Below are 26,123 nucleotides of genomic sequence, written 5' to 3'. Positions count from 1 at the left end.
CTTATTTATCTCCTTTACTTGTTTTTTCAAGAGCTTCCCATATACCAGTGATATACATAGCACCTAATGCACGGTCATATAAACCATAGCCAGGTCTTCCAGTTTCACCCCAGATCATTCTTCCATGGTCAGGACGAAGGTATCCATCATAATTATTTTTATGTAGTGCCTTCATGATTTCAACTATATCTAAGGAACCACAAGGAGAGTAGTGAGCACTTTCTTCAAAGCTTCCATCTTCAAGAAGCTTTACATTTCTAACATGCATGAAGTGAATACGTCCTTGGCTAGCATATTTATCTACCATTTTTACGATATCATTGAAGCTTGCTGATCCAAGAGATCCAGTACAGAAAGTAAGTCCGTTATATTTGCTGTCTACAAGCTTTAAGAATCTATCTAAGTTCTTCTCGTTAGTTATAATTCTTGGAAGACCAAAAATATTGTATGGAGGATCATCTGGATGTATAGCCATCTTTATATCACATTGCTCTGCAACAGGGATGATTTGCTTTAAGAAATATTCTAAGTTGCTCCATAAAGCTTCTTCATCAACCTTTGAGTATTTCTCAAATAAATCTGCCATTTGATCTTTGGTGTAGCTGGAATCCCAACCAGGAAGAGATAGTTCACCAGTAAGTGGGTCCATTTTTTCTAACTGATCTTTATAGTAAACAAGTGCAGTTGAACCATCATCTAAAACCTTATCAAGCTGAGTTCTTGTCCAGTCAAATACAGGCATGAAGTTATAGCAGATTACCTTAACTCCAGCTTTTGCAAGGCTTCTTATATTTTCTTTATAGTTTTCGATATATCTATCTCTACTTGGAAGACCAAGTTTTATATCTTCGTGTACTGGAACGCTTTCTATAACATCAAACTTTAAGTTAGCAGCTTCTACATCAGCTTTTAACTTAAGGATACTTTCCATACTCCATTTTTCACCTACAGGAACATCGTAAACAGCAGTTACAATACTGTACATGCTTGGGATTTGTCTAATATATTGAAGCGTAACAGCATCGTCAGCTCCATACCATCTAAATGATAATTTCATAATATTAATCCTCCAATTCTAAATAGTTTTTTATATTTTTAAAGCAGATACCTTCAATAATTTCTTTTAGTAGTTCAGAATCATTTTCAAATTCTTCATCATCTACTAAGTTTCCTACAAAGCTACATAATATTCTTCTAAAATAATCATGTCTTGCATATGATAAAAAGCTTCTTGAATCTGTTAGCATACCAACAAAGTAAGCTAAAGTGCCTTGACTTGCCAGAGCCTTTAAGTGCTCATAAATCCCTTCCTTATGATCGTTAAACCACCAAGCTGCTCCAAACTGAACCTTTCCTTTTACTCCTTCCTGTCCGAAACAGTGTGGAAGTGAAGAAAGCACAAGGTTATCTTTTGAATTTAGAGTGTATATTATGGTTTTAGGAAGAGCTGAGCCCTTATCCATTGAAGCTATCAGTTTTGATATGTGAGGAGCTATATTAAAATCATTCATGATATCAAAACCAGCATCAGGGCCAAGTTTCTTGAACATCAATTCATTATTATTTCTCATTGCTCCAATGTGAAGTTGCATTGTCCAACTATGTTTATTATACTCTTCAGCTAATATTTTAAGTGTAAAGCATTTGAATTTTTCAGTTTCTTCAAAGGATAAATTATTTTCAAATAATCTTTTATTAAAGATTTCTGATACTTCAGTTTCATCAGTGTCATAATAATATAAACTTTCAAGAGAATGATCAGAAAGCTTACAACCAACTTTATCAAAATATTCTATACGTTGTTTTAATGCAGCTATCAAAGTTTGATAATCACAAATTTCTATAGAATAGATATTAGATAAGGTCTTCAAATAATCTAAGTAATCTTCCTTTGATATATTAAGAGCTTTATCCGGTCTGAAGGTTGGAAGTACCTTAAAGTCTAGTTCTTTATCTCTTATAAGCTTGTGATACTCTAGGTTATCAGTAGGATCATCTGTGGTACAGATAAGTTTTACCTTGGAGCTCGTTATAAACTTTACAGGAGACAAAGCTTCTTCTGATATCTTCTTATTGCAGTATTCGTATATATTTTTAGCATTGCTTTCCTTCAATATTTCATTTACACCAAAGAAATTCCTAAGCTCCATGTTTGTCCAATGATATAACGGACTTCCAATTAATCTTTCACAGGTTCTTGCCCACATTTTAAATTTATCAAAATCATTTGCATCACCAGTTATATAAGCTTCAGGTACTCCTGCATATCTCATAGCTCTCCACTTATAGTGATCAAATTCAAGAAAAATCTTAGAGATATTACTAAATACCTTATCTTCATAGATTTCTTTTGCTGATAGGTGACAGTGATAGTCATATATTGGAGCATTTTTTGCAATATAATTGTAAAGCAATTTTGATGTTTTTCCTTTTAACATAAAATCATTATCTAACAAGTAATCACCTCATTTTTCCACTTTTAATTAAATTAACATGTAATTAAAATGCGCTTGAAAACAAATACATTTAACTTGTCTTTATTATAACCTTTATAGCTTAAATACAATATGTTATTATTGCTATATAACTTGCAAAAATTGCTCATGTGGAATATTATTATCTTTAAATGATGCGTTGAAATTAAGTTGTCATGTATCCGATACTTTAATTCTAATAGCTTGATCATATAGCATCTCCTTCATAACAACTTAATTTCAATAATATATTAAATGTAATTTAACAAATTAGTACTAATATAACGCACTTTATACAAGTTTCAGCTAAGCATATAGATAAACTTCTTCATATTAGAATTTATCCAAATAAAGATTCGTAGAACCATCGAAATCTTTATTTGGAGTCCAAGGATTGAAGTAGTTTATCATTTCAGCGGAATAGATAATCCAGTTCACTCTAATTAAACTAACTGATACTTCTGTTAACTATTAATAGTAATAGGATTTCAGCTGTATGTTTCAGTTGGAACTGATTTATCTATATTTTGCAAATACAAATTGAAGTGTGAGAATGTACATATTAAGATAAATTAAGAGGTGGGATTTGGTGAAAAAGAGAACTCATGAGTACCAGACTCGTCAATATATGTTATCCAGTGATTATGAGATATATCATTATTTGAATAGTGATATAAGGAGTATAAATATACACCATCATGATTTTTATGAGTTTTATTTCTTTATCTCAGGAGATGTAACTTATCTAATTGAAGGTAAGTCCTATAAATTAGAACCGGGAAATATAGTTTTGATTAACTCAAAAGAACTACATCAAGCTGTGATAAATTCTGAGGAAGCATATTATGAAAGAATTGTCCTTTGGATAAATAAAGCTTTCTTAAAGAGGCTTTCAAATGATGAAACAGAGCTTTCACTTTGCTTTGAAGGCTTTAATAAAAAGAATGTGATAAGCACGGATATTGAGCAACAAAAAAATATAAGGTTTATTATTAATAAATTAGTTGATTTAGAAAATTATCAAGGAATAGGCTACGAATTGCTTTATAAAGCTTATATCACAGAGCTAATGGTACATATAAATAATCTTGCTTTTAAGGAAGATACAGAACTAGGTGTAGATATAAAGAAAAGTAATCTTATTGATGGAATAATAGAGTACATAAATAATCATATAGAAGAAGATATAACCGTTGACCAAATAGCAGAACAGTTTTACTTAAGTAAGTTCCATTTATCTAGAGAATTTAAAAAATATACAGGAACTACAATACATAGATATATAGTTCAGAAAAAACTAATAGAAGCTAAGGAACTAATATTAAAAGAAGTTCCAATTATTGATGTTTACAAACAATGCGGTTTTGGGGATTATTCAAACTTTTTTAGAGCTTTTAAAAATGAGTATGGAATTACACCAAAGCAGTATTATGAGGCAATGATAAAGTGAAAGCAAAGTGAGGTGAATTAACAGATGAAGAGAATTGATTTGATTCTTAATAAACTTAAGGAAATAAAAGCTTCAAAGCCTAACGGAGTATCAGCATCAGAGCTTGCTGAAGAATTGGAGCTTATGAGGGGAAATGTAAGCAATGATTTAAATAAATTAGTTACTGAAGGAAAGGCTGTTAAGATAAAGGGGAAGCCAACCTTATTTATAGCTGTAGATGAGATAGCTAAGGTGTCTGATATATCAGTAATAAATAAGTTTTCAGAATCTAATCCTAGTTTATATACTGCTTTAGAGCAGGCTAAGGCTGCTATACTATATCCTCCAAATGGGATGAATATACTGCTTTTAGGTGAGACAGGAGTAGGTAAGTCAACCTTTGCTGGCTTAATATATAAGTATGCCACAGAGATGGAGGTAAGGCCTAAAGACAGTCCCTTTATAACCTTTAACTGTGCAGACTATGCTAATAATCCTCAGTTACTGCTTGGTCAGCTTTTTGGAGTGAAAAAGGGTGCTTATACAGGTGCGGATTTTGATAAGGCTGGACTCTTAGAAAAAGCAGATGGTGGAATTCTGTTTTTAGATGAAGTACATAGATTACCGGCAGAAGGGCAAGAGATGTTTTTCACTTTTATGGATAGGGGCGTGTACAGAAGACTTGGAGAAACAGAAAGTGAAAGAAGTGCAAAGGTGCTCATTATAGCTGCGACCACTGAAAATCCAGATACTACTTTGCTTCAGACCTTTACAAGAAGAATTCCTATGGTGATAACAATACCCGCTTTAAGGAACAGGGGAATAGAAGAGCGATTTAATCTTATAAAGCAGTTCATGATCGAAGAATCAGGAAGACTTGGCAAAAGCATTAAGGTATCTATAAATTCAATAAAAGCATTTTTGTTTTATGACTGTAAAAGCAATGTAGGACAGCTTAAATCAGATATACAGCTTGCCTGTGCTAGAGCTTATGCGGATTTTTTATCAAATAGAAAAAAAGAGATCAGCATGAGTAGCTTAGATTTACCAACCTATATCAGGGAAGGCTTATATAAGGAAATTGAACATAGACAGTTGTGGAATAAGTTGGTCGACATAAATAAGAGATATTGTATCTTTGATAAAGATGAAGAAAAGATGATATTCGAAGAAAATAGTTATGACGAAAATATCTATGAAATGCTTGAGATGAAGACTAGGGACCTTAAAGCAAAAGGGGTAAAAGGTACAGAGTTCGAGAAAGAAATGGAAAGCAACATAGAGGATTACTTTAAAAAGTATATTACCAAATTTAATTACAAAGTAGATACTGCCAACCTAGAGACTATCGTAGAACCTCATATAATGAAGGTAGTTGAAAAAGTAATTAACTTCTGTGAAGAAGAGCTAAAAAGAAAATTAGATAAGCATATATACTATGGATTAGCAGTTCACATAAATAATGCAGTAGATAGAATAAGAAGAAATAAAAAGATTGAAAACTTAGAGCTAAATAACATAAGAAAGCAGCATAGCAGAGAGTTTAATATAGCCATAGATGTTCTGAAAATACTTGAACAATCACTAGAAATCCAAATACCTGTGGATGAAGCTGGCTTTATCACTATGTTTTTGATATATCATAATGAGGCACTTAAAAAGACTTATAATAATGTAAAGGTGATTATTATAGCACATGGGGAAACTACAGCTACCTCTATGGCTGATGCAGTGAACGGACTTTTAGGTTCTGATTATTCAAGAGGGATAAATGCACCAATAGATGAAAAGCCTCAAATAACTCTAGAAAAGATTAAAGAATATATTAGAAAAAATAATATTGATTCAGAGATATTATTCCTAGTGGATATGGGGTCCCTTGCAACCTTTGGGAGAGAAATTGAAAAAGAATTTAAAATAAAAACCAGAACTATTCCACTAGTTAGTACCCTACATTGTATTGAAGCTACTAGAAAAGCAATGCTAGGTTATTCTTTAGATGATATATATAGGGAGACCTTAGAGGTTAATAATTTATATGATAATAATTCACTGGATTATATACCAGAAACTAGTGAAGAAAAGAGGCTCGCTATAGTAACTATTTGTACTACAGGAGAAGGTAGTGCTAAAGCTATGAAAGGAATACTTGAGAGAAGCCTTAAGTTTGAAAGCAGTTTGCTTGATATAGTTCCTGTGAATTTTATAGGTAAAGAAAATATATATGATAGATTAGAAAAGCTATCAAATAAATATGAAATATTATGCATAGTTAGTCCTTTTGATCTAGATGCAGATTATATACAGTTTAAACTAGATCATATTATAGCTGGCAATGCCTCAGAAAATATCCAAGATTTAATAGAGAGAGAAAAAGTTTATATAAAAATGGAAGAAACCTTAGAACATCAATTAAAGAATATTGATGGTAAGGTTATTGTTAAGGATATAAAAAGATTTTGTAGAAATGTTACAAAAGCAATGAATATAAAGCTTACCTCAAATGCACTGATAGGAATAACTCTACATATGGCAGTTATGGTAGATAGATTAAGTGGAAATGAAGTTGTAGAAGCTTATAGAAATAAAGAAAGCTATATAAGAGAAAATTTAGAATTGTATAGATTAATAAAAAGTGAATGCGCATTGCTTAACACTAAATATACAATTCTTATTTCTGAAGATGAGATCTGTTACCTTATGAATCTATTTACTATGAAAAATAGGGCAAAATAAAGCACATCAGCAATGTGCTTTGAAAAGTTTTCGAAAAGTAAAGCACATTAATACTTTTCGAAAACTTTTTTTATTATATCTGAAATGTTGATAAATAAAGGGTTAGAAAGCCTTTTTAAAAGTAAATAATCATAACTTCTGCTTTGGCACGGGTCTTGCTTTATATATAGGCGTAAGGCAAACAAAAAATGTTGATTAGAAGGTGAAGCAATGGAAACAGTAGATAAAGAACAAATAGTTATGGAACTTATAGTAAATGGCGGTGATGCAAGAAGTAAAGCAATGCATGCGATAAAGCTGGCTAAAAAAGGTGAGCTTCAGGCTGCAAAGGATAAAATAAAGGAAGCAAATGAAGCACTAAATAAAGCTCATAACTTCCAAACTAGCTTAATACAAGGTGAATCAGCAGGAGATAAGGTTGAAATAAGCTTGCTTATGATTCACGCACAGGACCACTTAATGAATGCAATCACTGTACGTGATTTGGCACAAGAAATGATTTCAATGTATGAAGAGTTTAGAAAATAAAATTATCAATTAGATTAGTTAACCAAACAAGCTTGTTTAAAAATAGATTCAAAACAAAATAATAGAAGTTTTTAGGAGGAAGAAAGTATGAAATATATTACATTAGTTTGTGCAGCAGGAATGTCAACAAGTATTTTAATGGCTAAGATGCAAGAAAGTGCAAAGAAAAAAGGAATTGAAGCAAAGATAATAGCTATGTCAGAGTCTAAGTTTGAAGAATATGAAGAACCAACAGAAGTTTTACTTTTAGGACCTCAAATAGCTTATTTAGAAGATGAGATAAGAGAAAAATACGAACCTAAGGGAATAAAGGTTGCAGTAATAGATATGATGGACTACGGTACTTTAAATGGTGAAAACGTATTAAATGATGCTCTTGCATTATTAGGCTAATTATATAAAGGAACTTATTGAAAGCTAAATTCTAAAGGGGGATTAACAATGGCTAAATTAGATTCAAAATCTATTAATAAAAAACTTGCACCGATACTAAATAAAGTTCAAAAAAGTAAATTGGCAAATGGAATCACTGGGGGAATGATGGTTGCAATGCCTGTGACACTTTTAGGTGCATTTGCTTCACTATTCTTAAATCTACAAATACCAGCATATAAAAGCTTTATTGCTAGCTCTGGAATAGCAGCTGTTTTAAATACATCTATTCAATTTACAACTAACTTTTTAGCAGTGGTGTTTTTAATTACTATTGCAGGTAGTTATGCAAAACAGTTTAAAGAAGATCCAATTTTACCATCCTTACTAGCAGCAGTGTGTTTCTTTGTGGTGACACCACTTTCTGTAACTAAAGTAAACAATGCTACTATTACGTCAATACCAATGGATTGGTTAGGAGCAAAGGGAATATTCTCAGCAATTATTATAAGTTTAGTAGCTACAAGATTATACATTTTCATTAAACAAAAAGGTTGGACTATCAAGATGCCAGCTAGTGTACCACCAGTAGTATCTAGCAGTTTCAGTAGTTTAATACCAGGCTTTGCAGTTGCGATATTATTCTTAGTTATCTCAGGTGTTTTTGCAGCAACTCCATATAAAACTATGCATGCATTTATATATGCTTTTGTTCAAACTCCACTTCAAGGTGTTGGTGGAAACATAGTATCAGTTATACTTTTATGGACATTTGCTCAAGTGTTATGGTTCTTTGGTATTCACGGAACTTTGGTTATTTACTCAGTAGTTCTTCCAATATTTACAGCAATGGATGCAGCACAATTGACTGCTTACTCAGCAGGTCAAGCGCTTCCAAATATAACAGGACGTGCATTTGTTAGTACTTATACTATGAGTGCAAGTGCGATTGGATTTGCATTACTAATGCTAATATTCGCTAAGAGTAAGCAATACAAGACTCTAGGTAAATTAGCAGCGTTGCCATCACTTTTTGGTATAAGCGAACCATTAGTTTTTGGTACACCATTAGTATTCAATGTAAGATTTGCTGTTCCATTTATATTCATGAATGCAATCAATATAACTATTGCTTATGCATTAACTGTTGTAGGTATAGTTCCAAGAGTAGCTGGAATGGCTCCAATGAGTGGTATGCCAATAATATTCAGCGGACTTATGGAAGGAAGCTGGAAGATAGCTGTTCTTCAAGTTTTACTTGTTCTTTTAGAAATGGCAGTTTGGTATCCGTTCTTTAGAAAAGCAGATAAGGAAGCTTATGCTTTAGAACAAGAAACAGCAGTAGAAGAAGTAAAGTAATATAGGTTTAAGTTCACCCTTTAAAGATGTACCACTTCGATCCGAAATATATTTTTAAAACTATCACGGGTTCTGGTGAGAGAATTTAAAAATAATAAGTTTTATTACGAAGTGGTACATCCATAGGGTGAACTTATATTTTAAATCAATATAAAAGCAGGTGAAAATAATTGAGGATAATAGATTTAAATGATAAATGGACTTTTACAAAGAAAAATAATGAAGTTTATATAGAGAAGGAAATAATAGAAGCAGAACAGGTAACTTTACCTCATTGCTTTAATGCTATTGACGGACAAAGCGGTGAAGGAATGTTTAAGGGTGAATGCTTTTATCAAAGAAAGTTAAATGTTAGTGATGAAGAGTTAACTAAGTTTATATTTTTAGAAATAGGTGCAGCATCTCTAATATCTAAGGTTTATGTTAATGGGCAGTTAGCTGGTGGCAGCAGATGTGGTTTTTCAATGTATAGAGTATTTATGACTCCTTTTTTGAAGAAGGGAGAAAATCTAATTTCTATCATAGTGGATAACAGCAGCCATAAAGATGTGTATCCACTAATGGCTGACTTCTCTTTTTATGGAGGAATATATCGTGAAGTTAAATTAATTATTTCAGAATCAGTTCATTTTGATTTGATGGACAATGGAAGAGATGGCATATACTTAACTCAAAGAAATATAGTTGATGATATCTTTGAACTGGAGATAAGGGGAACTGTTGTAAATGAACTAACTGAAGCTAAAGCTGGTAAATTACAGTTCAGACTTTTAGATAAAGAAGAGAATATAGTATTTGATAAAACATATGAAACTGAGCTTGGAAAGAAATTAACATTCTATTTTACTGAAAAAATTGATAATCCAAAGCTTTGGCAAGGAATAGAAAATCCTTATCTTTATAAGTTAGAAGTAGAGCTTTACTCAGAAAATGTTTTATGTGATAAAAGAACTATAGAAATTGGTTTTAGAACTTTAGAGATAACTCCAGACAAAGGTGTATTTTTAAATGGTAAAGCTATTAAGTTAAATGGAGTTAGCAGGCATCAAGACTTTGCTGGCATAGGAAATGCTTTAACAAAAGAGCATATGAATCTGGATATGTCAATCATAAAGGAAATAGGAGCAAACAGTATTAGACTTTCTCATTATCAACATGATGATTATTTCTACACACTTTGTGATCGTGCAGGGTTGCTAGTTTGGGCTGAGATTCCGTTTATCAGCATTCCAACCACTGTTGATAAAGAAAATAAGAATGCCAAAGAGCAGCTAGAGCGCTTAATAAAGCAGGCTTATAATCATACTTCAATTTACTGCTGGGGAGTTCAAAATGAAATAACTATAGCTGTAGAAAATGAAAATACCTATAAAATGGTTGGAGAACTTGTTTCTATTGCGAGAAAGTTAGATTCGAACAGATTCATTGCCCAAGCTAATATTCATACAGTGGCTAATGAAAGTTCATTAAATGATTTAACAGACTTTGTTGGATATAATCTATATTATGGCTGGTACTACAAAGAAATTAAAGATTTAGGAATAAGATTAGATGACTTCCATGCTGCAAGACCTAACAAACCGGTTATGGTTACTGAATATGGAGTGGACACTAATCCAAAACTTCATTCCTATGAACCGACAGTAAAGGATTATACTGAAGAATACCAACTATTATTCCAAGATAATGCACTTAGAACCTTTAAGGAAAGAGATTTTGTTCTAGGTGGATATGTTTGGGCCATGTTTGATTTCGGCAGTGAGATTAGAAATGAAGGCGGAGAAAAGGGAAGAAACCAAAAGGGCTTAGTTGCTATAGATAGAAAAGTGAAGAAAGATGCCTTTTACTTATGCAAAGCTTATTGGTCGAAGGAACTTTTTGTAAAGCTTGCTGGTAGCAGATTTATAAACAGACATAAAGAACTTAATGATATAGTAGTTCTGTCTAATTTATCTAAAATAAAGCTGTATGTAAATAATAACTTTGTGGATGAAGTAAATAATAGTGAACCTATGAAGGTGTTTAAAAATGTTAAGTTAGAGTTTGGACAAAATACTTTAAGGATTGAAGCTCATGATGGAAATAACAATATTTACACAGATGAGATGATTCTTAATAGAGTAAGTGAACTAGATGAAAGCTATATACTTCCAAAGCAGGAAGAAACAAAACACGTAACTAACTGGTTTGAAAAGTTTGACTTATCCGAGGTTAAAGAGATCGTTGTTAAGGAAGGATATTATTCCATATACGATTCTGTAGAAAAGCTTTATGAAAATGAGCAGGCGAAGGCTGTATTTAAAAAGTTCTTTGGAGAAACCGCTGAAGAACCTAGATTTAAGGTGATGATGGGACTTATATCCATAGAAGGTATGTCTAAGCGTTCTATGTTTAGAATACCAAAAGAGCTTTTAGGGGTTATCAACAATGAGCTTAATGTGATTCCAAAGAAATAAGAAGTTCTATGTGAAAACTGTGTTTTAATTCAATTTGATTTTGAGCTAAGAAGTGGTACATTTTTAAATACAATATCAATAAAAAGGGCTTAGATAAATTATATCGAAGTCCTTTTATTGATGTTTATAAATACTATGGTAAAATTATGATAGATTGAATAGCTAAATAATAATTTTAAATATATAGATATGGAGTGATATAAAATGAACATTGCTGAAGGCTTAAGTGTACTTGAACTGGGAAGTACAGAACATCAAATGCATCCTACACTTATTTTTGATAAAGATGATGTAGTTTTGATAGATGCAGGCTTGCCAGGACAGCTGCAAAATATTTCAGAGGAATTAGATAAAGCTGGTGTGTCTGTTGATAGAATTAATAAGATAATCATAACCCATCATGACATAGATCATATTGGTGGTTTAGTTAGTGTTGTTAAAAACTCTAAGAATGGAGTAGAAGTCTTATCCCATGCTGGTGAAAAGCCTTATATTGAAGGAGATAAGATGCCAATTAAGATAACTACAGAACGTCTTAACTCTATGACAGAGGATAAGAGAAATGAAACCTTGGAAATGCTTAAAAAATTAAAAGTCAAGGTTAGTAGAACCATTGAAGATGGGGAAGAGCTTCCTTACTGTGGTGGAATAGAAGTAATATACACTCCAGGACATACACCAGGTCATACTTGTCTTTATTTAAAGAAGTATAAAACCTTAGTTACTGGGGATGCATTGAATGTTTTTGAGGGAAAGCTTTGTGGACCTAACCCTGTGTTTACTTTTGATATGAAGCAGGCAACAGAATCCTTAAAGAAACTTTCAAAGTATGATATTCAAACAGTTATTTGCTATCATGGAGGAGTATTTACGGATAATCCAAATGAAAGAATTGCTGAAATAGCTAATAGATAAGTTTTTAAATTCTAAGTTTGATACTTATTATATGTAAGATAATAACTGATTTATAAAAGAATAAAATTCAGATGATAGTGGGACTTCGAAATCGAAGTCCCTTTAAATTACAGATAAAAATTATTTTCCTTATCTATCATTTAACCAACTTAAATGACTTTATCTTTTAAGTTGATTTACGAGGAATGAGATTTGTTTTTACTTCTATTCTTATAGGTTGATACTCTGACGAATTTTCAATTACAGATAACATCCTTTTTGCTGCTAATTCGCCAAGGTAAGTTTTTGGAACATTTATTGTAGTTAAGGGTGGTTCAACGTAGGTTGAAAATGGGATGTTGTCAAATCCAATAATTGCAATATCTGAAGGTATATTAAAGCCTTTTTCTTTAAATGCCTTCATTGCCCCGATAGCTATTTCATCGTTATCTGCAAAATAACAGGTGGCTAGCTCGTCTCCTTGCTCTATTATTGAAAGCATATCAGCAAATGCTCCATCTATAGAAGGACTTAAAGAATGAACAATTGACTTGGCCACAGACATTCCGTTTTGACGAATTGCTTTATAATATCCATCAGCTCTCTCGTCGAAATTATATATGCTGAGAGAGGCCTTTAAGTGTCCAGGCTGTGCGTGTATTTTCTTTATTAAATAGTTTGTGGCATTATAGGCACCTTCAAAGTTATTTATGAGAATGCAATCCATTTTATTTGAATCAAAGTAGGAATCTAGCAAGATAATTGGAAGATTTACAAGGGAGAAAGATGCAAAGTCTTCTTTGGCCATCTCAGTTCCTAAGAGAATAATTCCGTCACAATCTGAATTTATTATTTCATCTAATTGCTCTTGAACGTATTCTTCGCTGTGTAAATGATTGATTATTACACGATACCCAGTATTCTTAAAGCCTTTTTCTACACCAGTTATTAGTTCTCTAAAAAAAGGAGTGTCAAAAAGAAGACTTTTAGTATAAAGAATAAAATTAATAACGCCAGCTTTGTTGGTATGGGGATTTATTTTCGAAAAATCATATCCGAGACTTTTGGCTACTTCAATAACCTTTTTTCTAGTTTTAGTACTGACACCAGGTTTTTGATTAAGAGCTAAAGAAACGGCAGATTCAGATATATTTAATTGTTTAGCAATTTCCTTTGCAGTAATTGTCATATAGTTACCTCTTATAAATAAAATTTATCTTTAAAAATAATATAAATTATTTAGTTTCTAAATTCAAGATTTACTAAATAATTTAGTTAAAAATTGAGTAGATTAACTGAATTATTTATTGAAATTGAGTTTGAAAAGGATTAAATTAAGGGTAAATAATAAGACAATAGGAGGAAACTTTATGATAGAAAGAATAGAACAGATTCCTATAACAGATACTAGTTATCCTTTTGCTAGTGCTGAAAAGTATTGTAAGCTATCTCAGAATGGATATGAAGAAACAGAATATTATATGTATGGTACAGCTAATGTATATCGCTCTGTTGATAAGGATGAAAGGGTAGAAGTTGCAACAGCTGATGCACCATATATAAATAGATTTGTAGTTCGTGCACCAAAAAATCCTAAGCTTTGTAGCGGAAATGTTGTTATTGAAATAGTGAATCCTACATCTTTTATGGAAATAGATCGTATGTGGATTTTAGGACATAAGGAATTTGTGAGAAATGGGGATATCTATATAGGTATAACCAGCAAGCCAAATACTATAAAGAAGATGGTGGAGTTTAATACTGAGCGATATGGAAGATTGTCATGGAAAAATCCAAACCCTGAAGTTCCTTTTTCTTTCAAAATTGAAGAGGCATTAGAAAGAAATCATGTATTACCTGATTTAGATATTTCTTATGAGACAGGCTTGTTTTGGGACATGCTAACTGATTTAGCGTGGTTAATTCGTTCAGATGAAGATGAGAATCCATTACTTAAATATTCTCGTAAATATATTTATCTTACAGGATGGTCTCAATCAGCATGTTATCTTTTCAGATATGTAAATAGTTTTGCATATCGTCCAGAGGTTTCACGAGGGGGTAAAGTGTTTGATGGTTATTTGGCTGGCGGTGGTGTTCGTTCTCTAGTTACGCCGATAAATCAGTATGAGTCATTAAAAGAATATAGCTTTAAGTTATCAAGAATTGAAAAGGTTAGTGAGCCATTTATTGCTGTGCAAACAGAAAGCGAAAATGGTAGGTATGATAGTTGGAGAACTATGAGATCGGATAGTGATAATCTATATTTTAAATATAGATTATATGAGGTTACTGGTGCAAGTCATGATACTATGTATAGTTATGTTGATTATTATCAAAATGATCCAGATTTAAAGAGAATAGATCATTTGCCTGAATATATAGGAAAACATGAAGAAGGTAATGATTATCCTTCACAAATCCTATTTGCAGCAGCGTATAGAAATCTATTTAACTGGGTTAGGACAGGGGCTGGACCTAATCATTGCGAACGTATTAAAGTTGATGCTGAAGGAGAAAATTGTAAGGATGCATTTGGCAATACTGTAGGTGGACTAAGAACTTGTCTTCTTAATTATCCAACAGGTCGTTACAATAGTACAAGCAATATTGAAGTTGGAATGAGTATGTTAGATCCGAGTTCTGATAAAGATGGTTTGTTTGGATATGAGGAAGCTTTTTCTTCAGGTATGCTGAAGGAGTTGTATGGAACAATTGAGAATTATAGAAAGCTGGTTACCCAAGATACTGAAGAACAAATTTCAAAAGGTTTTGTTTGCAAGGAAGATGGGCAGGAACTAATAGAACTTGCTTTGGAGCTAGCAAGAAAAAGGGGGCTATAATATGCAGGGTAAAAATCAAAGAACTGAAAAATGGCGTCAGATAATTTTAGAATTTAACAGTGAAACTTCTTATAAAAATCCATTTTTGGATGCGAAGATATCAGCTGTATTTACAGCTCCATCAGGACGTGAGCTTAAGAGAGAAGCATATTGGGATGGAGAAAATATTTATAAGATTTCCTTTGCGCCTACAGAATTAGGGATTTGGAACTACAAAGTCATAGCAGATGAACAGTCAGGATTAAATGATACAACGGGAGAAATAGAATGTGTTGAATATTGTGGTGATTTAGAGATATACCGTCATGGTTTCTTAAAAGTTCACCCATCAGGAAGATATTTAATTCATGATGATGGTACTCCATTCTTCTGGTTAGGTGATACTCATTGGGAATTTGCATATAAAGAACAATGGGATCAGTCAAATCATCCTGGAATGGACAGTATGTTTAAGGGGATGGCTAAAAAACGTGTAGATCAGGGCTATAATGTTTATCAGACCAATCTAAGAAGTGACAGTATTATGGGTGGAAGTGAACTTTATTGGACAGAAAGTGAAAATGGAAAGCTTCCTAATGTGGAATTTTATCAAACAGAATTAGATCGTCGTATGTATTATCTGGCAGATTTAGGTCTTGTTAATGCATTGGGCTTTGCGTGGTTCATGTCAATAATTAATGACTTAGAAGGTCAAAAGCATTTGGCTAGATATATCATAGCAAGATATGGAGCATTGCCTATAGTTTGGACATTGGCTGGAGAAGTAGCAGGTTATAAAGGTGGCGAAGAAAGAGAAATATTAATAAATGAATGGCGTAAAGTGGCTATATATATAGAAGAACTGGACGGCTATGGATCTTTGCAGACAGCGCATTATACTAATGAGAGACCATTTGCTGATTATTATCAAGATGAGAGTTGGTTTGACTTTACTTTAAATCAAGCGGGCCATGGAGATTTTTCTATTAGTTCTGATCATTATAGAGAATTCTATAAAAAATATTCTAAAAAGCCTTTTATAGAAGGTGAGTGTTTTTATGAGTTCTGCTCTACCTTAGAAGAAAACGGAACCCGTATGTGTACAGCAGATATGCTGAGAAGAGTGGCATATATGTCAATACAGCTAGGAGGCTGCGGATATACTTACGGTGCACAGGGGATTTGGGATAATGTCTGGGAGAAAAATCAACCAAACCCTATGAATATTTTTAATCGCTTTGATATCACTTGGTATGAAGCTATTGATGGAGTTGGTGCAGAACAGATAGGGTATATGAAGGATTTCTACGAGAAGGCACATTTTTGGGAATTCAACCCTTATGAAGATCTTGACAATAAAGAAGATATTAATCCTTTTGGCAAAAAAACTCCTCTAGTATCTATTAATGGAAATAGGGATAAAATGATCATCTATTATGGAGATGGTGCAAGAAAGACTATAAAAATTAATGGATTAAAAAATGGTGCGTATGCAGCAATGTGGTTTAATCCTTGTACTGGAGAGTATTCAACAGCCTTTGAAAATATAAAAATAGTAGATGGGTCATGGGAGCTTCCAGTTAAAAAAGAACAGGGAGATTGGTTAATGTTTGTTGAAAACCAAGAGAAATAATAATGTCTTCTAGTATACTTTAAAATAGTGGTGAAAATGTAACAATAATTAAGAAAGTCAGAAGTGGCTTTCTTTAATTGCTTTACTTTCGAAAGATTGAAATATAGATGAAACACTTCATACAAATAATCTATTTAACTATTAATGGTATTTTATTGCGAAATTGTACATCAATATAGTTACAATATATTTGATAAATTAACTGTAAACGTATATAATGAATTTTAATTATGAGATGTGTGTGGATAAAGGGGGGGATTACTTGAGGAGAATTGAAGAAGTTCACAAGAAACTTAATGAGCTTTTTGATGGTAAGGGTGTAAGTGCAGGGGAAATTGCTACGGCTTTAGGTCTTGATAGAGCAAATGTAAGTGCTGATTTAAATAAATTAAGTGAAGTAGGAAAAGTGACAAAGATTAAAGGAAAACCTGTGCTATTTGTACCACAAGAAAGTAAACTTGGAGAGAACACCCTTGATATATTTGTTAGGAAAAATAGTAGTCTTTATTCCGCTGTAGAGCAGGCAAAGGCAGCAGTATTGTATCCTCCTAAAGGTATGAATATGTTAATTTTAGGTGATACTGGTGTTGGCAAATCTATGTTTGCTGCACTTGTACATAAATATTCTATTGAAATGGAAGCAATGCCAGAGGAAGCTCCTTTTATTACCTTTAACTGCGCCGATTATGCCAATAATCCTCAACTTTTACTTGGACAACTTTTTGGAACTGCAAAGGGAGCATATACTGGTGCTGACTCTGACAAGGTTGGCTTAATTGAGAAGGCAGATGGAGGCATTCTTTTCTTAGATGAAGTTCACAGGCTTCCACCAGAGGGACAAGAAATCTTCTTTACTTTTATGGATAAGGGAACTTTTAGAAGATTAGGTGAAACAGATATTGAAAGATCATCAAATGTATTAATAGTTTCTGCAACAACTGAAAATCCAGAATCAACTTTGCTTAAAACCTTTACTAGAAGAATACCGATGATTATAAAGATTCCAAGTCTTAATGAGAGAACCTTGGAAGAAAGATTTAATTTAGTAAGTGATTTTATGAGGGAAGAGTCAGCAAGACTTAGAAAAATTATAAAGGTTTCTGTAAATACAATGAGATCGCTGTTAAGTTATAGCTGTCCCAATAATGTAGGGCAACTAAAGACGGATATACAACTTTTGTGTGCTAGGGCTTATGCAGATTTTATTGCACACAAGAAAGAAGAAATAATTATAAGTAGTTTAGATATACCTCCGTACATAAGAGAAGGTCTTTATATGGGTACAGAGCATCGTCAGATATGGAATAAACTTATAGGTATAAATAAAAGATATTGTTTATTCAACCAAAGTGAAGAAAATATGCTATTTGAAGAGTATGACAATAACGAAAGCATTTATGAAATGATAGATCTTAGATTTCATGAGCTCAAAACCAAAGGGGTTTCTGAAGAAGAGTTAGACAGAGAAATGGAAAAAGATATAGAAGATTACTTTGATAACTATATCCATGATGTAAGTAACAAAGTAGATATGTCTAAGCTAGAAAATATAATAGAGCCTAAAATAATAAGAATTGTTGAAGAGTTGATAAGCTTAAGTGAAGATAGGCTTAATAGAAAGCTTAGTAAAAAGGTTTATTATGGTATGGCAGTTCATATATCAAACTCCATAGAGAGAGTAAGAAAAAATAGAAAAATAGTGAATCCTCAGCTTAATACTATAAGAACTCAACATAAAGAGGAATTTAACTTAGCATTAGATTTTCTGAAGATTATAGATAGAGCCTTAGATACCTCTATGCCAATTGATGAAGCTGGCTTTTTGGCGCTTTTTCTGATTTATGATTGCAGAGCAGTTGAGGAATATAGTAAAGATGTAAAGGTTGTTGTTATAGCTCATGGACCAGCAACTGCAAGTTCAATGGTTGAGACGGCTAATAAGCTATTAGGAGTAAATCATGCTATAGGAATTAATGCGCCTATAGAAGAAAAGCCTAAAGTTATACTTTCTAATATAAAAAAATATATAAAAGAATCAAAAATAAATTCGGATATATTGTTTTTAGTAGATATGGGGTCCTTTACAACCTTTGGGGCAGAGCTTCAAAAAGAATTTGGAATAAGAACAAAAACCATTCCTCTTGTGAGTACTCTTCATGTATTAGAAGCTACAAGAAAAGCTATGATGGGTCATTCTCTTGAAGAGGTATATAAAGATACACTTAGTGTAAACGTGTTAATGGAAGCTCACGAGGAAGAAATCATAGAAGATGAAGAAATAGGTGAAAAGCTTGCGATTATAACTATTTGTACTACAGGAGAAGGAAGTGCAATTACAGTTAAGAACATGCTTCATAGAGAACTTGATTTTGACAGTAACCTTTTAGAGATAATACCAATAAATCTTGTGGGAAAAAGCAGTGTTTATAAAAGAATAAAGGAAATAGAGAGTGATCACACTGTAGTATGTATAGTAAGCTCTTTTGGATTGGATACCAAAATTCCTCAATTTAGTCTTGAAGATATGTTTAATCCAGATGCTTTAAAAATGATGCAAAGATTTATAGAATTACAAAGTGCCTACATAAAGATGGGGGATACTTTGGAGATGCAGCTTAAAAACATAAGTGGTAAATCCGCATTAGTAGATATAAGAAAGTTTAATAGTATGGTTGAAGATGGACTTGATATAAAGCTAGACACTAATTTTTTAATTGGGATATCCTTTCATGTAGCTAGTATGATAGACAGACTTAAAGAAGGGAAGTTTATTGATGAATTTGAAAATAAAATCCAGTATATTAAGGATAATCCAGAGCTATACAAAGTGGTGAAAAAGGCTGCTGAATTTTTGAACAAAAAGTACTCAATAGAAATAATTGAAGATGAAGTGTGTTATATAATGAGGTTTTTTGATTATAGAAATTATATAAAGAAAGAGTAAGCCTAAATCCTACAATTCTGTAAAGGGTGAATTGTAGGATTTATTTTCTTATTATGTGTGTTGGCATGGAAATTGCTATTATTATAGTTATAACAAACATAACATTTTAAACGTAGAGAGGATGTTGCATTATGGAAGAAATCGTATTTGGAATAATAGTTAATGGCGGTGATGCAAGAAGCAGAGCTATGAGTGCTATAAAAGAAGCTAAAGCGGGAAATATAGATAAAGCTAAGGAGCTAATTGAAGAGGCTAATGATTTTTTAAATAAGGCTCATGATATTCAAACAGAACTAATTCAAAATGAAGCTGCAGGTAATAAAACTGAGATGTCTTTACTTATGGTTCATGCCCAGGATCACCTTATGAATGCCATGACAGTTAAGGATTTGGCTGTAGAATTTATAGATACGTATTTCGAGATATTAGAATTAAAAAAAGGTAAGTAGAACACACATGAAACACAGACGAAACACAGATAAGCTATGGTTACAACACACATTAACAATTAAATAAAAGCCAATCTGAATTTAAGTTAAATTATGTGTGTTGGCATGGAAGTTGCTAAATAAATATGTGAAAGTTATAAACAAATAATATAAGTTTAACCAATTGAGGAGGAATTATAAATGATACAAATTACTTTAATATGTGCTGGTGGAATGTCAACGAGTATGCTAGTGGCAAAAATGCAACAAGCAGCAAAAAATAAAGGAATTGAAGCAGAGATAAGAGCTACTGCTGAAGGAAAGTTTAAAAAAGAATATGGTGAAAAAACAGATGTATTATTACTAGGACCACAGGTTGGTTTCATGCTTGGAACTTTTAAGAAGGAGTATGAGCCAAAGGGAATGAAGGTTGATGTAATAGATAGCATTGATTATGGAATGATGAATGGTGAAAAGGTGCTAAATAAAGCTTTGAATTTGTAGGCTTTTATTAACATAGTAAACGTTTTTTTAGATGAATTTAATAATAAAACTGGGGGTAAGAATAAATGAATAATTTTAAAGACAAATTAACGAGATTTGCATATGTTATGCAAACTAATAAGTATCTACAGGCTATCTCTAATGGTCTTATGTCCGCACTACCTGTTTTAATGATTGGATCATTCGCAATTATGTTAGTTGCTATTCCTATTGGACCATGGCAATCATTTTTGGCTTCATCTGGATTGAATAAAATTCTTTTTATTCCGTATAATTTATCAATAGGCTGTTTAGGATTATACGCTTCCTTCTTGGTATCAAGTAAGTTTGCTACTAGTCTGGAAAAAGATCCTGTTGTGCCTGCATTACTTAGTGTATTCTGCTTTTTACTTGTAACACCATTGACTGTTGTTCAAGGAGCTAGCATGTTCTCTCTTACTTGGTTTGGTGTACAAGGGTTATTTACCGGATTAATAGTAGCTTTAGTTGCAACTCGTTTATATGCACTTTTTGTAGATAAAAAGTTGGTTATAAAAATGCCTGATAGCGTTCCTCCTACTATATCTAATACTTTCTCTGGATTAATACCAGCTGTTTTAGTAGGATTAATATTTATAGCTATTGCTGGAATATTTATGAATACTGGTTATGGATCCTTTACTCAATTTATATACGCAATTGTGCAAACACCTCTATCTAAGCTTGGAAATAACTTCTTCTCATTCTTAATCATTGGTTTGATTCAAATGATTTTATGGTTCTGTGGAATGCATGGATCATTAGTTGTTGGAAGTTTTATAACAGCTTTATATATGCCGATGGATATAGAAAATTTAGCTGCTTATACTGCAGGAACACCAATACCACATGTATTAACTCAACAATTTTATAATTTATTCTTTGGTATCGGTGGAGCTGGTGGTACTTTAGGACTTTGTTTCTTAATGGTTTTTGTTGCAAAGAGCAAAAAGTTAAAAATGTTAGGAAAGCTTTCATTTGTACCTGGACTATTTTGTATAAATGAACCTGTTGTTTTTGGACTTCCAATGATGTTTAACGTACTTATGGCTGTACCTTTCATAGGTGTTCCTATAATTCAAGCTATTGTTGCTTACGTAGCCATATCAATTGGATTAGTTCCACATGTAGCTGGACTTCAGCTTCCTTTTGGTCTACCTGTTGTTGCAAGTGCATTCATGCAAGGTGGATGGAGAATGGCGGCTTTACAAATAATTCTTGTTATTCTTTCAGCAGTTATATACTTCCCATTCTTCAAAAAGCTTGATAATCAAAGTTATGCTGAAGAAAACGAAGCTGAAGTTAGTGAAGTTGTTTAATATATTTATTTAACTTAGAGAAGGATATGTTATCTGCTAGTACTTGGGGTATATAAATATATGCAAATAGTTGTAAGAGTGGTGCGCTATGCTCACTCTTATAACTATATCTAAAAAGTTACCCAATAATATTACATTAAGGAGAAGATCTTATGTTAAAAGGTATACCAGATTTAATTTCGCCAGAACTTTTAAAAATATTGCATGAGATGGGGCATGGGGATGATTTAGTAATTGGAGATTGCAATTTCCCGGCTGCAAGTAATGCAAAAAGATTAATTAGATGTGATGGACATGGAAGTGTTGATGTTCTTGATGCTATACTTAAGCTTTTTCCTCTAGATGAATACGTAGAGTGTCCTGTATCACTTATGGAACTTGTTCCAGGAGATGATGCGGTTACTGAAATACAGGATGATATTAAGAATATAGTATGTAAATATGACGATAGAAGAGAAAAAGCTGTTGAATATGTGGAAAGATTCGATTTCTATGAGAAAGCAAGAAATGCATATGCAATAGTAGCTACTACAGAAAGAAAGTTATATGGCTGCCTTATTATAAAAAAAGGCGTTATCAAATAAAATCGAAAAATAAATATTTAGTTATAAATTTAGTTTGTTTTAATATAAATTAATTAGTTATATAAAAACATTCTTCCGTTTTGCGTCTAAAAATTGATTTTTATAGGTTTTATCTAAATAAATCTATTGGGAAATGATATTTTTATAAATATTTATATAATTTTGTATAAATATTTACTAAATAAAACTTTGATGATACAATGAAATTACAGGATAGAATATTCTAGAAAGTAAATTTAGCTAAAAATAACTAAATATAATTAGATGATGGAGGTTATCTATGGAACTGATAGTGAAAGATCTAAAAAGTAAAGCTAATCAAATAAGAAAAGATGTTATAGAGGTTGTTTATAGATCTAAAGCGGGTCATGTGGGAGGATCTTTATCAAGTACAGATATTTTAACAACACTTTATTATAATGTTTTAAATATTGATCCACAAAATAGTAAGGATCCAGATAGAGATAGATTTATATTAAGTAAAGGACATATTGCAGAATTACTTTATTGTATATTAGCTGATAAAGGATTTTTTGATAAGGAAAAGTTAAAAACTTATAGCCAATATGGATCAACGCTTATCGGACATCCTAATAATAAGAATAATGGAGTTGAAATAAATACTGGATCTCTTGGACATGGGGTGCCTGTAGCAGTTGGAATGGCTCTAGCTGGAAAGCGTGACAATAAAAAATATAGAGTATTCACGTTAATGGGTGATGGAGAACAAGCAGAAGGTTCAATTTGGGAAGGTGCTATGGCGGCAGCTAACTATAAATTAGACAACCTTGTAGGGATAATAGATAGAAATGGACTTCAAATATCAGGAACTACTGAAGAGGTTATGGCTTTAGATAAATTAAGTGAAAAGTGGGCAAGTTTCGGTTGGGAAGTAGTAGAAGTTGATGGAAACGATATTGAACAATTATTAAAGGTATTTAATAATATTCCAGCTAAAGAAGGAAAGCCTACCATGGTTATTGCAAATACTGTGAAAGGAAAAGGAATTTCCTTCATGGAAAATGTGGCTAAGTGGCACCATGGAGTTTTAACAAAGGAAGAATATAACCAAGCTATCAAAGAGTTAGAAGGAGTGAAGGATAATGAATAAGATTTCTAATCGTCAAGTTATATGTGATACTTTGATGGAGTTAGCTAAAGAAGATAAAGATATTATGGTCTTAACTTGTGATTCTAGAGGTTCAGCATCCATGGGTAGTTTTGCAAATGAATATCCAGAACAATTTGTTGAAGTGGGTATAGCAGAACAAGATTCTGTTGGAATTGCAGCGGGACTTGCAACTTGTGGTAAGAAACCTTATGTTGCATCACCAGCTTGTTTCTTGTCAATGAGAAGTGTAGAGCAGATAAAGGTTGATGTGGCTTATTCAAAAACTAATGTTAAGTTAATTGGAATAAGTGGCGGAGTAAGTTATGGAGCCTTAGGTATGACACATCATTCGCTTCAAGATATAGCAGTTATAAGAGCTATTCCGGATATTGCAGTATTACTTCCTGCAGATAGATTTGAAACTAAAAAGATGATTGAGGCACTTCAAAGCTACGATAAACCAGCATACATCCGTATTGGACGTAATCCAGTGGAAGATATTTATGAAAATGAAAATTTTGAGTTCAAAATCGGAAAAGCAAACCTGCTTCATGAAGGTAATGATATTACCATAATTGCTACAGGTGAAACTGTAAAAGCGGCAGTTGATGCAAGTAAGGAACTAGAAGCAAAAGGTATAGGATGTAGAGTTTTAAACATGCACACTATAAAGCCTTTAGATGAAGAAGCAATAATAAAATCAGCTAAAGAAACAAAGGGAATTATCACAATAGAAGAACATAGTGTTCATGGTGGTCTTGGAGCCGCAGTATCAGAAGTGGTTTGTCAAAATGAACCAACAAAGATGAAAATACTAGCTATAGCTGATGAAGCACCTATAACTGGAAATACAAAAGAAGTATTTAATTATTATGGCTTAACAGCAGAAAACTTAGTAAAAGTATCAGAAGAAATTCTTAAGTAAGAGAATGGTATGAGATTATGAAGGAAAAGTTTATATTAACTATTGACCAAAGTACATCAGCTACAAAAGCTTTACTTATAGATGATAAAGCTTTTGTTAGATATAAAGCTAGCAAAAAACATGAACAGATATATCCTGCTCAAGGGTGGGTTGAACATAATTCAATTGAAATATATGAAAATGTGAAACATGTAATAGAGAAAGTGCTTTCTGAAAATAAAATAGAGGAAGAGCAAATTATCGGGTTATCCATTACAAATCAGAGAGAAACTGTGGTTGTATGGGATAAGAATACAGGACTTCCGGTATACAACGCCATAGTGTGGCAGTGTAGAAGAACCAGTGATATTTGTAGTGAATTAAAAGAATATGAAGATATGGTGACAGAGAAAACAGGTCTTAGACTAGACCCGTATTTCTCTGGAACAAAGATTAAATGGATATTAGATAATGTTGAAGGTGCAAGACTAAAAGCAGAGGAAGGTCAATTGCTTCTTGGAACTATTGATACTTGGCTTGTATGGAAGCTTACTAATGGCAAGTGTCATGTAACCGATTTTACTAATGCAAGTAGAACTCTTCTACTTAACATTAAGACCTTAAAATGGGATGACGATCTGCTTAAGGTATTTAATATTCCGAATAATATGTTGCCTGAAATCTATCCGTCAGATGAAATCTTTGGAGAGACAGATCTACAAGGACAGCTAAATAAATCATTAAAAATATGTGGAGTGATTGGTGATTCACAAGGAGCACTGTTTGGGCAACGTTGTTTTGAAGTTGGAATGGCAAAATCAACCTTTGGAACAGGTAATTCAATCATGGTTAATGTTGGAGAAAATTATATTCCGTCTAAAAATGGAATAGTATCAACAATAGCTTATGTAAGTAAGAATGGCATTAATTATGGAATTGAAGGGATTATAAATTCCAGTGGTGACACTATAAACTGGATCAGAGATGAGCTTGGGTTATTCACTGATTTTGAAGAGTTCAATAAGGCGGTTACTGAGGTTAAAGATAATGAGGGAGTGTATTTAGTGCCAGCGTTTTTAGGTCTTGGAATACCTTATTGGGAAGCTGAAGCAAAAGCTTCTATAGTAGGACTCTCAAGAAATGCTACAAAAAAACATATAATGAGGGCAGCGCTAGAAAGTATAGCTTATCAAGTGAAAGACGCCTTAGATGTAATAGAAAATGAAGCAAAGATCAAAGTAAGTAATTTGAATATAGATGGCGGAGTAACTACTAATAAAATCTACAATCAATTTTTAGCAGATTTATTAAATTGTAAGATAGAAAAAAATCTAAATGAAGAATTATCTTCTGTAGGAGCTGCGCTACTAGGTGGTCTTGGTCTAAATATGTGGACTAGTATGGAGGAAGTAAAGAAATTACCTAACAAAACAGAAACTTACGAAAGCAAAATACAAGAAGAAGAGAGAGCTAAGCTTTATAAAGGCTGGCAGAACGCAATTAAGAGTGTTTTGTATTTAACTGACCTAAATAAATAAATGGTGTGTTGAAATTAATTTGCCACTACATCCGATGCTTTGATGAACTTCGTAGTGACAAATTAATTTC

The 26,123-nt window shown here is 32.5% G+C and carries 20 protein-coding genes; 17 read left to right on the top strand and 3 right to left on the bottom strand.

The genetic code is table 11. The features are described 5' to 3' along the window. Position 1: 1 nt before the first annotated feature. Both uxuA and uxaC read right to left on the bottom strand, forming a co-directional pair. Positions 2–1,057: a mannonate dehydratase gene (uxuA, locus tag J3477_RS13170; protein ID WP_206870405.1), complete on the bottom strand. Its 1,056-nt coding sequence runs from the start codon at positions 1,055–1,057 to the stop codon at positions 2–4. Between the two features lie 4 nt (positions 1,058–1,061). Beyond that, positions 1,062–2,456: a glucuronate isomerase gene (gene uxaC, locus J3477_RS13165; RefSeq protein ID WP_206870404.1), complete on the bottom strand. Its 1,395-nt coding sequence runs from the start codon at positions 2,454–2,456 to the stop codon at positions 1,062–1,064. Between the two features lie 607 nt (positions 2,457–3,063). Between uxaC and J3477_RS13160 the strand changes: the two genes are divergently transcribed. From J3477_RS13160 to J3477_RS13130, 7 genes are all read left to right on the top strand, one after another. Next, positions 3,064–3,924 carry an AraC family transcriptional regulator gene (locus tag J3477_RS13160; protein ID WP_206870403.1) on the top strand — a complete coding sequence of 287 codons (861 nt, stop codon included), beginning with the start codon at positions 3,064–3,066 and terminating at the stop codon, positions 3,922–3,924. A gap of 24 nt (positions 3,925–3,948) precedes the next feature. Further along, positions 3,949–6,639, top strand: a complete 2,691-nt coding sequence (locus tag J3477_RS13155) for a sigma-54-dependent transcriptional regulator (protein ID WP_206870402.1) — start codon at positions 3,949–3,951, stop codon at positions 6,637–6,639. 210 nt (positions 6,640–6,849) lie between these two features. Then, entirely contained in the window at positions 6,850–7,167 is a 318-nt protein-coding gene (locus tag J3477_RS13150; protein ID WP_183276214.1) for a PTS sugar transporter subunit IIA, read from the top strand. Positions 7,168–7,254: 87 nt separating this feature from the next. Next, positions 7,255–7,560, top strand: coding sequence for a PTS sugar transporter subunit IIB (locus J3477_RS13145; protein WP_183276215.1), 306 nt, complete (start codon positions 7,255–7,257; stop codon positions 7,558–7,560). Between the two features lie 48 nt (positions 7,561–7,608). Then, positions 7,609–8,898, top strand: coding sequence for a PTS sugar transporter subunit IIC (locus J3477_RS13140; protein ID WP_206870401.1), 1,290 nt, complete (start codon positions 7,609–7,611; stop codon positions 8,896–8,898). Positions 8,899–9,068: 170 nt separating this feature from the next. After that, entirely contained in the window at positions 9,069–11,354 is a 2,286-nt protein-coding gene (locus J3477_RS13135; protein ID WP_206870400.1) for a glycoside hydrolase family 2 protein, read from the top strand. Between the two features lie 204 nt (positions 11,355–11,558). After that, positions 11,559–12,269: an MBL fold metallo-hydrolase gene (locus J3477_RS13130; protein ID WP_206870399.1), complete on the top strand. Its 711-nt coding sequence runs from the start codon at positions 11,559–11,561 to the stop codon at positions 12,267–12,269. Positions 12,270–12,435: 166 nt separating this feature from the next. Here the strand turns inward: J3477_RS13130 and J3477_RS13125 are convergent, their stop codons facing one another. Continuing rightward, on the bottom strand, positions 12,436–13,437 hold the full coding sequence (locus J3477_RS13125; protein WP_206870398.1) for a LacI family DNA-binding transcriptional regulator: 1,002 nt from the start codon (positions 13,435–13,437) through the stop codon (positions 12,436–12,438). A 181-nt stretch (positions 13,438–13,618) separates the two neighbouring features. Here J3477_RS13125 and J3477_RS13120 point away from each other — a divergent pair, with 181 nt between their 5' ends. From J3477_RS13120 to glpK, 10 genes are all read left to right on the top strand, one after another. Further along, positions 13,619–15,091 (top strand): alpha/beta hydrolase domain-containing protein, encoded by a 1,473-nt coding sequence (locus J3477_RS13120; protein WP_206870397.1) that lies wholly within the window; start codon positions 13,619–13,621, stop codon positions 15,089–15,091. 1 nt (position 15,092) lies between these two features. Further along, positions 15,093–16,703, top strand: a complete 1,611-nt coding sequence (locus tag J3477_RS13115) for a glycoside hydrolase family 140 protein (RefSeq protein ID WP_206870396.1) — start codon at positions 15,093–15,095, stop codon at positions 16,701–16,703. A 262-nt stretch (positions 16,704–16,965) separates the two neighbouring features. After that, positions 16,966–19,647, top strand: a complete 2,682-nt coding sequence (locus tag J3477_RS13110) for a sigma-54-dependent transcriptional regulator (protein ID WP_206870395.1) — start codon at positions 16,966–16,968, stop codon at positions 19,645–19,647. Between the two features lie 131 nt (positions 19,648–19,778). Beyond that, on the top strand, positions 19,779–20,096 hold the full coding sequence (locus tag J3477_RS13105; protein ID WP_206870394.1) for a PTS sugar transporter subunit IIA: 318 nt from the start codon (positions 19,779–19,781) through the stop codon (positions 20,094–20,096). 180 nt (positions 20,097–20,276) lie between these two features. Further along, positions 20,277–20,579 carry a PTS sugar transporter subunit IIB gene (locus J3477_RS13100; protein ID WP_206870393.1) on the top strand — a complete coding sequence of 101 codons (303 nt, stop codon included), beginning with the start codon at positions 20,277–20,279 and terminating at the stop codon, positions 20,577–20,579. A gap of 65 nt (positions 20,580–20,644) precedes the next feature. Continuing rightward, positions 20,645–21,916, top strand: coding sequence for a PTS sugar transporter subunit IIC (locus tag J3477_RS13095; RefSeq protein ID WP_206870392.1), 1,272 nt, complete (start codon positions 20,645–20,647; stop codon positions 21,914–21,916). Between the two features lie 152 nt (positions 21,917–22,068). Then, positions 22,069–22,500, top strand: a complete 432-nt coding sequence (locus J3477_RS13090) for an RbsD/FucU family protein (protein ID WP_206870391.1) — start codon at positions 22,069–22,071, stop codon at positions 22,498–22,500. A gap of 280 nt (positions 22,501–22,780) precedes the next feature. Further along, positions 22,781–23,611: a transketolase gene (locus J3477_RS13085; RefSeq protein WP_206870390.1), complete on the top strand. Its 831-nt coding sequence runs from the start codon at positions 22,781–22,783 to the stop codon at positions 23,609–23,611. Next, positions 23,604–24,536 carry a transketolase family protein gene (locus tag J3477_RS13080; protein ID WP_206870389.1) on the top strand — a complete coding sequence of 311 codons (933 nt, stop codon included), beginning with the start codon at positions 23,604–23,606 and terminating at the stop codon, positions 24,534–24,536. The genes J3477_RS13085 and J3477_RS13080 overlap by 8 nt, the downstream gene beginning before the upstream one ends. Positions 24,537–24,553: 17 nt before the next feature. Beyond that, positions 24,554–26,053 (top strand): glycerol kinase GlpK, encoded by a 1,500-nt coding sequence (glpK, locus tag J3477_RS13075; RefSeq protein WP_206870388.1) that lies wholly within the window; start codon positions 24,554–24,556, stop codon positions 26,051–26,053. Positions 26,054–26,123 lie beyond the last annotated feature (70 nt).

Source organism: Clostridium zeae (assembly GCF_017312485.1).
GTDB lineage: Bacteria > Bacillota > Clostridia > Clostridiales > Clostridiaceae > Clostridium_AR > Clostridium_AR zeae.
Note: the sequence above shows the minus strand (reverse complement) of the source record. Positions and strands in the feature narration are given on the sequence as shown.